Source organism: Qiania dongpingensis, from assembly GCF_014337195.1.
Taxonomy (GTDB): domain Bacteria; phylum Bacillota; class Clostridia; order Lachnospirales; family Lachnospiraceae; genus Lientehia; species Lientehia dongpingensis.
Genome location: NZ_CP060634.1, coordinates 893,489 through 905,651 on the forward strand (window position 1 = coordinate 893,489; position 12,163 = coordinate 905,651).

Below are 12,163 nucleotides of genomic sequence, written 5' to 3' on the forward strand. Positions count from 1 at the left end.
TCTTTTGGGGCAAGCTGCCATAACCCGAATCCATGAATTGTGCGTACTTTTTGTACAATGGGAAGTCCAAAGGAGTCTTCATTACACAAAAAAAATGCGCAAATCCGACATCCGGATTTACGCATTACAGCCACTCGATTCTTTATTATTTTATCCATTTGTTTTTAAATTGTCAAGCAAAATTTGAACAGGGCGCCGCATTACACGGACGCCCTGTTCCTATATAGAAGGTATAATAATGGGTAGCAATGTTAGTTGTTCAGACGGCTTTTTATCACTCTTCCGTCTCTTCTTCCGGCATCAGCCAAGCATGATGGTCCGTATGCAGAAGCTTGTGAGATAAATGAGACAGCGGCGCCTCCAGATAATCCTGGTAACATTTTTGGACAGAAGGATTCTCATGGGAGAACCTCAGGTTGTTCACCTTATCCAGTCCATAGAGAACTTCACACCTGGCTTCCGCCTGCTCTTCTCCGTCTTTGATCGGCTGTCCGCCTCCGCCTGCGCAGCCGCCGGGACATGCCATGATCTCCACAAAGTGGTATTGGACTTCACCCTTACGGATGGCCTCCATCAGTTTTCTGGTATTGGAAAGTCCGCTGGCAACGGCCACCTTCAGATTTTGGCCCGCCAGGTTGAACTCAGCCTCTTTCCAGCCGTCCATACCGCGCACCTTGCTGAAGGAATCCGGATCAGGATTTCTTCCAGTCACCAGATAATACGCGCTTCGAAGCGCCGCTTCCATAACGCCCCCGGTAGCTCCGAATATGACGCCGGCGCCTGAACCGGTACCCAAAGGCGTATCGAACTCTTCTTCTTCCAGATCAGCGGGAATGATGTGCTCCGCGCGGATCAGGCGGTCTACTTCTCTGGTAGTCAGGACCACGTCCACATCCGGGCCTGCGCCCGCGTCATTCATGACCGGTATCGCACATTCATGCTTTTTCGCTACACACGGCATGATTGAAATACTGTAGATTCTGGAAGGATCCACATCCAGCAGCTTCGCGTAGTAGGACTTTGCAACAGCCCCAAACATCTGCTGAGGCGATTTCGCGCTGGACAACTGGTCCACCATGCCGGGATACTGGGACTTCATAAAACGTACCCACCCGGGACAGCATGATGTGAACATCGGGAACGTTTCATTCTCCTTGTTCTTCACCTTTTCCAGGAACTCGCTTCCCTCTTCCATGATGGTCAGGTCTGCGCTGAAATTGGTGTCAAATATGTAATTAAAGCCAATCTGACGAAGGGCTGATACCAGACGCTTCACGGTGGCAAACTTCCTGGGAAGGCCGAATGCCTCACCCCATGCCGCACGTACGGCGGGAGCCACCTGCACCACTGTGATCTTCTCCGGATCTGCCAGCGCGTCCAAAACCTTTTGGACATCGTCGCGCTCCCTCAGGGCTCCAACAGGACAGTGTGTGATACACTGGCCGCAGAGCGCACAGTCAGATTCCTGGATCTTTCTGTTTCTGGATACGTCAACGGTAGTCCTCGAACCAGTTCCCGCCACATCCCAGATATTCAGTCCCTGGATCTTGTCACAGACCTGAACACAGCGCATACACTTGATACACTTTTTGGCATCCCGAATCAAAGGGAAATCCATCGGCCAGTTGGACTTTGGAAGCTTTTTCTCAAAAGGAAGTTCCAGAATGCCCAGGTCGTTGGCTATCGTCTGAAGACTGCAGTTCCCGCTTCTCACACAGGTAGCGCACTGACAGTCATGCTGAGACAGAATCAATTCAACATTATTTCTTCTGCTCTCTCTTACCTTGGGGCTGTTGGTACGGATATCCATACCCTCCCATACTTTATTGTTGCAGGCCGTCACCAGTTTGGCGCAGCCTTCCACTTCTACAACACAGACACGGCAGGCGCCGATTTCATTGATATCCTTCAGATAACAAAGAGTCGGAATAAAAATCCCTGCGGAAGCGGCAGCGTCCAGAATCGTGGTTCCTTCCTTCACCCTGATCTGTTTACCATTAATTGTGAGATTTACCATTTTTCTACTCTGCCTCCTTTCAGGATACCGAAGCCAAAGTGGTCACACCGCAGGCACCGTCTCGCTTCCTGGCTCGCTTCTTCGCAGGTCATGCCGCATTCGATCAGATCGAAATCCTTCGCTCTGTCGGAAGGCTGGCGCTCCTTCATGTTCGCGCGGGCACAGCTCTTCCTGTCATCCAGGCGGACCTTGGGAATCTGCACATCCACGGAAATCGTATGCTTGAAGCCAAGATACTCATCAATATTCGCGGCGGCAACCTTTCCGGCCGCAATTGCGCGGATTACGGTGGCAGGTCCTGTCACGCAGTCGCCGCCGGCAAACACGCCGGTGATATCCTTTGCATTCACACCACTCCAGTTAAGCGCTTCGATGACTCCGCGTTTCACAGGAATGCCTTGTTTCTCAAAAGCCTTGGACTCAATGCCCTGTCCGATGGCCACGATTACCATATCACAGGAGAGACGGACATCCTCTTCAGAAGAATTCACAGGCACAGGTCTTCCATTTTTTACCGGTCCGATGATCTGAGGCTTCACCCAAAGGGCCGCCACATTTCCGTCCGCATCCTTTTCCACACGCAGAGGGGCATGAAGATCGAGAAGCTCGCATCCTTCCTCCACCGCTCCCGCGACTTCTTCCGGCATGGCCGTCATATCCACGGCTCTGCGCCTATATGCAATACGCAGACGCTTCGCACCCAGACGGATTGCTGACCGCGCCACGTCCATGGCTACGTTTCCGCCGCCGATGACTACGATATCCTTGCCGCTGAAATCAGGCATTTCGCCGTCGCCAATCCCGCGGAGCAGTTCCACGGCAGAAACCACGCCGTTGGCATCTTCGCCTTCAATGCCGATCTTTCTGTCAATGTGAGCGCCGATCGCGATATAAATCGCGTCATATTCGTTTTTCAGATCCGTTATGCTGGGGTTCTCGCCCACAGACACCCCGGTCTCTACTTTAACTCCGATGCTGAGCAAATGCTCAATCTCTCTGTCAAGAACCTCTCTGGGCAGCCGGTAATTGGGAATCCCGTAGCGGAGCATGCCGCCCAACTTCTTCCTCTGTTCCAGAATCGTCACATCATGGCCCATTAAGGTCAGATAATAAGCCGCGCTGATACCGCCGGGGCCTCCGCCGATAACAGCCACTTTTTTCCCCGTAGGCACCGCGGGTACGGGAAGCGGCACGTCGCCCGCATGATCTACGGCAAATCTCTTCAGTCCGCGGATATTCACAGGATCATCGATCATCGTCCTGCGGCAGCGCACTTCACAGGGATGCTCGCAGATAAGCCCGCATACGGAAGGCATCGGATTGTCTTTTCGGATCAGGCGGATCGCGTCGCCGTAGCGGCCCTCTGCCACCAGGGCAATATAACCGGGAATGTCCACTCCCGCGGGACATTGTGATACACAAGGCACAGGCTGGTTCAGCTCAAACTTGCAGCGGCCTCTCAGAATATGCTCTTCAAAATCATCCCGGAATCCCTTGATTCCCTTTAATACCATTTTCGCAGCCTCATACCCAATGGCGCAGTCTGCGGAATAGAAAATATTCTTTGCTGTTTTTTCAATCAGGTCAATCGTCTCCAGAGTCGCTTCCCCGTTCAGCACGTCTTCCATCAACTTCTGCAGCTGTCCCAGGCCCACACGGCAGGGAACGCATTTCCCACATGACTGGGCATGGCACATCTTAAGGAAAGATGACGCCAGATCAACGGGACACAGTCCTGGCGGACTCGCGCTGATACGCCGCTCCAGATCCTTGTAGAGCTCCTCTACTGTGGTCTGAGCCTTGTTTTGAGTGATGATACTTAATCTGCTCATCAATACCTCCTCCTTCTCTTGCTTGTTTACTTACCGCTTGTTTCCCCTTGGTTTCCCCCACGAAAGAAAACATTTTATGTAACTCTGCCTCTAGAAAAGCTTCTCCCCTGAAATGCAGAGTATAAAAAAAGGCAACATTCGTTTCATCAACAAATGTTGCCCAGACGGTCGGCTAATTCCTAAACTTTCATCACCCCGTGGTTCTTCCACTGATTCCGCCAGCGATGAAAATCTCTTGTCTTTTCCCTACCATATCATATTGTTATTGTATTGTCAAGAATTCCTTTCAATAAAAATACGAAGAAATCAACGGCGTTCTGTAAGTACGACATGTACGATATCCCCCGGCTGTCTGCCGATTTTTGACCGGATATCCTTTCGTATTCCCAGAATATGGCCAGGCGTTCCCATCCTGACAAGGCTTCCGTCATACGGCTCTCCGTCGAATTCTGCATGTACCTTTACCCTGCCTTTTCCAAACTCTTTTCTGACATCGAAAGGAAATTCCACATATGCTCCGTCCATATCCGGAACCTTTTTTATGACAGCGTCAAACTCATATTTCTTCCCTTCCATCTTTTTATCTTCCATGTTCCTGTCACCATCTTTCTGCTCCTATTGTTCATTGTCCGCCGGCGAACCCTTTATACATACACTTGGGTATATACTTAGGATTCGTATAAATACCGTTTGTCATACATGCCATCACAAGAGTAAAAAAGCTTACCAAAAATAGTCGATCAGCAGCAAGGCACAGGGCAGCTTTCTCTGTTCAGCCATTCCACAGAGACATCCATAGCGGCGCGGCAGGCTCTCGTCTGATCCAGCTCGTTCAGCATCACAAAATCATGGATGATTGCCTGAAACCGCACAGCAGTCACTTCTGCCCCCGCTTCCCTAAGCTTTCTCGCGTAAGCCTCTCCTTCGTCTCTCAGAACGTCTGCCTCCCCATTGATTATCATAGCGGCGGGCAGGCCTTCCAGCTGTTCTCTTCCCGCCCGCAGCGGAGAAGCAGTAATCTGATTCCTGTCACATTCTGACACTGTATATTGATTCCAGAACCACATCATCCCGGCTCTGTAAAGATAGTAGTCTACCGCGAATTGCCGATAGGTGCAAGTATCAAAGCAGGCATTTGTCACCGGATAATACAAAAGCTGTTTATGGATGCAGGGCCCTCCCCGGTATTTTGCCATCAGTGTCATGGCAATAGCCATATTTCCTCCAGCGCTGTCCCCCGCCACTGTCAGCGCGGCCGGGTTCATCTCTATTCCCATTTGTCTGAGCAATGCAGGCAGCATACAAAGTATGTGATAACACTGTTCGATAGCTACCGGATAACGCGCTTCCGGCGCCCGGGAATACTCCGGGAACACCAGGACAGAACCCGTCCTTGCGGCAAGTTCCCTGACCAGCTTCTCATGAGTATGGAAGCTTCCGAATACCCATCCCGCTCCATGAATGTAAAATATCACATTTGCCGGGCAGGAGACTCGTTCCGGCCTGACCACAAAGACCCGTACTTTCCCCCATTCTCCGGTATTCACCATTGTTTTCTGTATACAAGCCGGATACATACATACCGGCGCATCCTGTGCTTTTTCCAGTACCTCCCGCCCCTCGCAGGGGGGAAGCTGAAAAATAAGGGGCGGTACGGAATTCGCATTGCTTACCGCCACCGCCTCTGGTTCCAGTGAAATTCTTCTTCTCATTTTATTCCTAATCCTCCCGGTTTTCCTGTCCTGCCAAACGCAGCAAAACGATTATAGGATTAGAATATTCCAAACTCTTTAAATGTTTAAACCATATTATTCTGGACCAGCAATCCTATTTCCTGCTGTGTTTATCACTATACATCATCCTATCTGCTCGAATAAATGCCTGTTCCACAGCATTATTCTCTTTTGGGTCAACGAAAGAGTATCCGGCAGACAGGCTGCATGGCAGAGTTATTTTGTCTGCATCTGTTTTGCATCTCAATAATTGAAGCCTGCATAATAGCTGCTGCTCTGTTGCGTTTACCGCAAGAACCGCAAATTCATCTCCTCCAATTCGATAGAGAGAGTAATTATCTTCCTGAAAAATCTCATTCAACAGAGCTGCCATAGCTTTTAAAACATGATCTCCTACATTGTGCCCCATCGTATCATTGATTTCTTTGAATCGATCCAGATCAAATACAAGAACGCCAATCGGCATATTCTTCATCCGTTCCCGCTCTATTTCGTTTATCTTTTCCATATACGCCATGCGGTTAAAACAGCCTGTGAGCGCATCTATATAAGCCATTCGATGCCATTTTTTTTCTTTTTGCAGCTGCTTACTCTGTTCATAGATTTTACTGGTCTTCACCGCTGAAGTAATAAACACGGAATAACACGACAAAACGACAGCTGAAAACACGAGATACGTCGGCGCATATTCTATCCGTTCCACCATTGGCTTAGGGTATGCCGCAAAAAAGACCAGAGCGAAATAGATGAGTATTGAACATATCATCATGGCTCTCCAGCCGGCGTCCACATATTCCAAAAGGGTCCGATATCGCCCAAAATACGGCTCCCCGATCATAAAAATCATCAGCAATACAACAAACAACACGAAAAGCAAGATAATTCTTCCTGTGTTACCTGTGAGTATTCCAACATAACGTGCCAAAAAAGCAAAAATCAAAGTGACAGAATCAACAAAGCAAAACGTAAGGAAAAAGCGGGCGTCCTTATATTTTGATAAGACGAAAAAAAATATTAGGCTGGGAATACTCATAAAAACAACGGAAGCCACAGCCGATGGCCACAGATACACATAGGTAGCTAAAAAATAACAGGATATTATAATCATGCAGCCTGTGTACATAACAAACCGCCATTTTCTGCCTTCATTTTTTAACACTATCATTTTAGTAAATACCATAAGATCAAAAAATATTACAAATAAATCGATTAAAACAGTACTCAACCCGGCCATATCCCTACCTCTTATCTTTATGTAGTACTATTGTAATCTTTATTCTGAAAGTAGTCAAATGTTCCGGTCGTTTTTCAGTACTTCAATGCCTGATATAAGATACTTTTTGGAATTATTTTTAATTAACTCTGTTAAGGCTTCCGTTTAACACCGGCGGAAGTTCCGGACCGTCACCATTTCGGTTCTCTGGCGCCTCAGGGGCCGCTGCAAAGGCGTCAGCAGAATTTTCCCGGCCCCGGGGAAGTAAAAACCGAAGGCTCTCTCTTATGTCCCTTATATCGGTATTCTCTATGGTCACAGACGCTTCCGGACAGCATGCTTCAGCCATTTTAAGCACTTTTCTTATTGGGAGTTCCCCTTCCCCCAGAGCCTGGTGCAGGTCCTCTTTTCCATCGTTGTCATGCAGATGAAGATGACCTATTCTGCTTCCCAGTCCGGATAACCATTCCAATGGACTCTGCTCCGAATATGCAGCGGCGTGCCCGATATCCACACAGGCCGTAAAATAAGGGCAGTTTACTTTGTCCAATATATAGGCTGCCGTTTCCCAATGAAGATCCAATACATTCTCCAGGTGAACCGGAATTTTTCCGCCTTTCTCATCCAGAAAGCGCTTCCAAAATTCCACCGCCTTATCCGGCCAGCCTGTTTCGTAACAGGTTTCTGGTACAAACCCGGTATGAAACAAGATTCTATCCGCTTTCATCATGGCCGCCCCTTCATAGGCCTGGAGGAATCTGACCATGGTCGTTTCTCGGATAAGAGAATCATAGCTGCCCGGGTTCAGGTCCAGAAATGGCCCATGGACCGAAAATGGCCTTTCTGTAAGCCATCCCCCCATTCTCATCCGATATTTTTTAACCGTTCTGTCCAAAGCGTCCAAATTGTCTCCAACGCCAAATTCGATTGTCTCAATCCCGATTCCAGGCCACTCTTCCAAAACAGCCTTCATCTCCATATCCGTCACCAGATGAGATATGTAGATAGCCTTCATATTGAATCCTTTCTGTTGTAAACCGCGAAAACCTCCAGGTATGAGTTTTCTTTGACAATAGGCACAGAACTAGAATCATAATGACCTGCCTCTTGCCGGTTTCCATTTTTCCGATTTTTTAGTATTATAGCACACCCACGGAAAGACTCCAATATCCTCCTCCTTTTTAAACCATGTAAAAAACCGGAAACCAGACGCCACAGCGGCAGTCTGTCCCCGGTCTTCTCTGTTTTTTGTTGATAAATTTATGAAACCCTGCAAAATCCTAATCGTTCGACCAGCTCTTCACAGGTTTCTGTATGGATGATCAAATCCATTTTTTTCTGAAGTCCCATGCTGATGACGCCCACGATTGATTTCGCGTCCACCATACAATGTCCGTTTTTCAAGTCCACATCTGTCTGATAATCCTGGACAACATGGACAAATTCTTCAATCATATCCACATTATCAAATGTCACATTGATTTTCCGCATTTCTATCACCCTTTCAAAAAGCTGCCGCTTTTCCATCAGCTGTCATGCCAAAGTTCTGTTAAGGCTGGAGATGATGGCCCATTGAGGCTCCGTCTCATGTATCCGGAATGCTCCTCATATATAAAGAATATTAAAGTCCCGTCATTTTCGGAACAGGATTGCTATTCTGAGCCTGACCAGGACATCCATTCCATATTCTTTACATTTGTCTCAGATTTTAAACATCCCGGTTTTGATAAGATTTATAGAATGCAGAGCTGGTATAAACCCTTCCCGCCCCCGATCAAATGCCAGTACCGTAATATTCGTTGTCTCTGAAATCAACAGATTCCCTTCAGAATATATGCCTGCCGTCAGCCGACAGGAACTGCGTTCTGTGAGAGATGACAAATATTTTACATTGATCGGCACATTCAAGTTCTTAAAATGCAGCTCCTCACCGGGTTTTATCTTCTCAATGCCCAGTTTGAAATCCTCTGTGAGTCCATTGCTGGAGCTGATCTGAATCAGCAGATTATCCCAATCAGTCTCCGATACATTCTTTACACATATGTCTTTGACAATATGCACACCATTATGAACAATCGCAAGGTTAAACACGTCATCGATATTACAGGACAGCTGCAGGCCATTATCCGCTTCATTTGCAGCAGCCGGATATTCTTCCGTAAGAGCCTCCACTGCAACAGCCGGTTCTTCCGCTCCATTTAATACATTTTGTCTAAATAATGTTCTCCTCTCCACCTTCGCCCCTCCCACTCTCACTAATACTCTAAGCCACGCTGCCTCTGTCCGTAAACGACGCAGCACTGACAGATCTTTCATCGTTCCGTTATGAACGATGTATTTCACAATTTGATTGACAAAATGAATCTTATTCTTTACTTTTTTTGACGGTAACAGACTGACTCTCTGATAAATACGCCCTCTTAAAAATATTTGTGATGTGTCAGGAAATAGTAGATTTATCCCGTCCAAACAGTTCTGCCATCTGGTCGATAAACAGCCAGAGCGCTTTTGACTCACTTAATCATCCCAAAATGCACCAATGCATCCCGAATCGCTGTTTCCATTTGCGCCGCTGTCATCCAGCTGGATTTTCACCTCAATATGATAGTCTATCTTGAGTTTGGACAATAAACAAACCGTCTCTACATTTGCGGTTCCTGGAAACATATCCACCGCGCAGGCCCTTTTCACTTCATAACCGGAGGCTGTGAACACCTTCAGATCCCGCGCCAGCGAAGTTGGTTTACAGCTTATGTAGACAATATCGTCTACGCCATACGCTATGATCTTCGGCAGTGCTTTCGGGTGAATCCCCTCCCTCGGGGGATCCAGCACAATCAAATCCGGTTTCTCTTCGATAGAATCCAGAGTTTTAAGAACGTCTCCTGCAAGAAATTCACAATTGTCCAAACCGTTTAAAACAGCATTTTTTTTCGCCGCTTCTACGGCTTCTTCTACAATCTCTACTCCGATCACCTTTTTGGATACCGGCGCCAGGACCTGGGCAATGGTGCCTGTCCCACTGTAAAGATCATAGACCAGCTTATCCTTTGTATCTCCCACATATTCCTGGGCCGTGCGGTATAATACCTCGGCTCCGGCAGAATTGGTCTGAAAAAAAGAAAATGGAGTGATTTCAAAACGCAGTCCGAGCAGTTCCTCATAAAAATGGTCCTGACCAAACAGCACTGTGGTCTTGTCACTTTTCACCACGTCAGCCTGACTGTCATTTCTCATATGGAGAATGCCTGTCAGCTTTCCATCCAAATACAAATTCTGCAGCATACGGGAAAAGCGCTCCAAAAAAGCGTTCTCTTTTTCTTTTCCCGCCTCTCTGTTCTCCGCACAAAACGCATTCTCCAGTTGGCCGCTCGTCACCAGCGCCACAAGAATCTCCCCCGTCTTCCAGGCTTTACGCACTAAAAGATGGCGAAGGTACCCCAGATGCTTCATCTTTTTATAAAAGGGAAGTCCTTCGGAAGAACAAAGCTCCAATGTTCCCGAAAGAATCCTTTCAAAATCCTGATCTGCGATCCGGCAGTCCCTGACCGTCACAATATCATGGAAGCTTCCTCTTTTATGTATGCCCAGGGCAAGAGGACCGTCCTTGATTTCATCGCCAAAGGAATATTCCATCTTGTTCCGGTATCCCTCCTGCAGAGGGCTTCCTTTTATCCCTTCAAATATTTCCTCCGGACAGCTGTCCTGTATTAATTCTTTCACCATGGCCTCTTTAATTGCGAGCTGGCCGTCATAAGGGATTGTCTGATAACTGCATCCTCCGCAGACGCCAAAATGCGCGCAGGGATTCGGAACTGTTTCCAGAGGCGACGCTTCCAGCACGCGGATCAGCCTTCCTTCCAATTTTCCCTTTTTCTTCCTCCCCGCAGCCGCCTCTATTTTTTGTCCCGCCAGCACATGCTTAACCATGACAGGCTCTCCTTTTATATGCAGGATCCCCTTATTCGGGAAAATAAGTTTTTCTATCGTCCCTTCAAAAATATCACCTTTTTTCATTACTCTTCCAGTCCCTTTCTTCTGTTTTCGCCGTATACACCGCAGCATGGCTTTTACGGAATATTTTCATTTCGAAAAACTTATATTTCATAGGACGCCCTTTCCTATGAAATGAAAAAGGGCTGCCAAACTGGCAGCCCTGACGTTTTTCATCACCTATCCGCGTCTTTCACTCATTCTTCCTCAGATGCTTCCTCAAAAGCCTCTTCCGCCGCTTTGGCGATGGAATCTCCCTCGGCTTCATCCTCTGCCTTTTCTGCTTTTTCCGTGGCTTCATCGTCTTCGTCATCATCAAAAAAATCATCGTCGAAGTCGTCGTCGAAGTCATCTTCAAAGTCTTCCAAATAATCAGGCGTGAAGAAACGATATACTGCGTAAGCGATTCCTGCCACTGCCGCTACCGCGCCGATGATGGCCAAAACCCAGAGCACCTTGCTCTTCTTTTCTTCATGCTTTTCATTTTTGTGAATAAGCTCATTCAGTTTGCTCACGCTTAAAACCTCTTCCAGCTTTTTATTCATATCCTGCACGTCCTTTCTGCATTAAAACTCATTTTGCAGTTATTATATCACTAATCTGTCCGTTTTACTATTAAAACTTTCCGAATTTCACAGATTTAATACTTTTTAAATATTTTGTCAGCTCACAAAACCATCTTTCGTTCTTTCTTTTATTTTTAACAAATACCGGATTTTGTATTCCTTCTGAAACAACTCATCATTATTCTGCACAATTTTTTTTACTCTGAATCGTATAATTTCCACAAAATTAATCCTTGCGGTCTGCTATAATTAAACCATAGAAGTAAACAGAAATGTACGATACCGACTTGAGATATATGGCATAAGAAAGGAAGGATAATATGGGAATTTATTTTTTGATCAGAGTTGGAATGGTTGCAGCGGCAGCCGTAACAGCCGGCATCGCAGGCTGCGTGGTTAAGCTGGTGTCCGCTCACAGACATTCTGGTAATGTCGGGATGAGCGCCAAGAAAAACTTTCCTGTCGGAACGGCAGTATAAGTTCTCAGGGCATATGTAACAGTTACAGACAACGATGAATAATTATATAAAGCTGGTATCAGCGGAAAGGAAGTATCTATCATGACAGAATTATTATTATTGGCAATCGCGGTTGCAGCAGTTGTAGCGGTTTCTTTCGTAGCAGGTGCTATCGTAGAAATATATCAGGCTCGCAAAGAGGCTGTGGAGATTCCTTCGGAATCTCATCACGACAACATGTTCACACATGGGCATACTACTTTTGCCGCATAAACTGACAAAACACTACTTGCCGAGCGGACTTAGATGAGAAAGACGCGGCGGATACTTTTGGTATCCGCCGTGTTTTTA

At 47.0% G+C, this 12,163-nt stretch carries 11 protein-coding genes, 1 pseudogene and 1 riboswitch; of the genes and pseudogenes, 2 read left to right on the forward strand and 10 right to left on the reverse strand.

Translation table 11 applies throughout. The features are described 5' to 3' along the window. Window positions 1–274: 274 nt before the first annotated feature. From H9Q78_RS04170 to H9Q78_RS04215, 10 genes and pseudogenes are all read right to left on the reverse strand, one after another. Window positions 275–2,017: an NADH-dependent [FeFe] hydrogenase, group A6 gene (locus tag H9Q78_RS04170; protein ID WP_249303748.1), complete on the reverse strand. Its 1,743-nt coding sequence runs from the start codon at window positions 2,015–2,017 to the stop codon at window positions 275–277. Further along, window positions 2,011–3,849, reverse strand: coding sequence for an NAD(P)-binding protein (locus H9Q78_RS04175; RefSeq protein WP_249303749.1), 1,839 nt, complete (start codon window positions 3,847–3,849; stop codon window positions 2,011–2,013). Before H9Q78_RS04175 ends, H9Q78_RS04170 begins: the two co-directional genes overlap by 7 nt. A 151-nt stretch (window positions 3,850–4,000) precedes the next feature. Next, window positions 4,001–4,085: riboswitch (ZMP/ZTP riboswitch) on the reverse strand. A 70-nt stretch (window positions 4,086–4,155) separates the two neighbouring features. After that, the gene (locus H9Q78_RS04180) at window positions 4,156–4,425 is read right to left on the reverse strand and encodes a DUF1905 domain-containing protein (protein WP_249304732.1); all 270 of its coding nucleotides are present in this window, start codon (window positions 4,423–4,425) and stop codon (window positions 4,156–4,158) included. A 164-nt stretch (window positions 4,426–4,589) separates the two neighbouring features. Further along, window positions 4,590–5,561: an alpha/beta hydrolase gene (locus H9Q78_RS04185; RefSeq protein WP_249303750.1), complete on the reverse strand. Its 972-nt coding sequence runs from the start codon at window positions 5,559–5,561 to the stop codon at window positions 4,590–4,592. A 115-nt stretch (window positions 5,562–5,676) separates the two neighbouring features. Next, on the reverse strand, window positions 5,677–6,816 hold the full coding sequence (locus tag H9Q78_RS04190) for a GGDEF domain-containing protein (protein WP_249303751.1): 1,140 nt from the start codon (window positions 6,814–6,816) through the stop codon (window positions 5,677–5,679). A 118-nt stretch (window positions 6,817–6,934) separates the two neighbouring features. Continuing rightward, window positions 6,935–7,810 (reverse strand): sugar phosphate isomerase/epimerase family protein, encoded by an 876-nt coding sequence (locus H9Q78_RS04195; RefSeq protein ID WP_249303752.1) that lies wholly within the window; start codon window positions 7,808–7,810, stop codon window positions 6,935–6,937. A 245-nt stretch (window positions 7,811–8,055) separates the two neighbouring features. Next, window positions 8,056–8,286 carry an HPr family phosphocarrier protein gene (locus H9Q78_RS04200; RefSeq protein ID WP_249303753.1) on the reverse strand — a complete coding sequence of 77 codons (231 nt, stop codon included), beginning with the start codon at window positions 8,284–8,286 and terminating at the stop codon, window positions 8,056–8,058. Window positions 8,287–8,496: 210 nt separating this feature from the next. Then, the gene (locus tag H9Q78_RS04205; protein WP_249303754.1) at window positions 8,497–9,264 is read right to left on the reverse strand and encodes a hypothetical protein; all 768 of its coding nucleotides are present in this window, start codon (window positions 9,262–9,264) and stop codon (window positions 8,497–8,499) included. 48 nt (window positions 9,265–9,312) lie between these two features. After that, window positions 9,313–10,812, reverse strand: coding sequence for a 23S rRNA (uracil(1939)-C(5))-methyltransferase RlmD (gene rlmD, locus H9Q78_RS04210; RefSeq protein WP_249303755.1), 1,500 nt, complete (start codon window positions 10,810–10,812; stop codon window positions 9,313–9,315). A gap of 254 nt (window positions 10,813–11,066) precedes the next feature. After that, window positions 11,067–11,333, reverse strand: a pseudogene (locus H9Q78_RS04215) (DUF4366 domain-containing protein); the annotation flags it as partial. A 341-nt stretch (window positions 11,334–11,674) separates the two neighbouring features. Here H9Q78_RS04215 and H9Q78_RS04220 point away from each other — a divergent pair. Beyond that, window positions 11,675–11,833, forward strand: coding sequence for a hypothetical protein (locus H9Q78_RS04220; protein WP_249303757.1), 159 nt, complete (start codon window positions 11,675–11,677; stop codon window positions 11,831–11,833). Between the two features lie 81 nt (window positions 11,834–11,914). Continuing rightward, on the forward strand, window positions 11,915–12,085 hold the full coding sequence (locus H9Q78_RS04225) for a hypothetical protein (RefSeq protein WP_249303758.1): 171 nt from the start codon (window positions 11,915–11,917) through the stop codon (window positions 12,083–12,085). The last annotated feature ends 78 nt before the right edge of the window (window positions 12,086–12,163 follow it).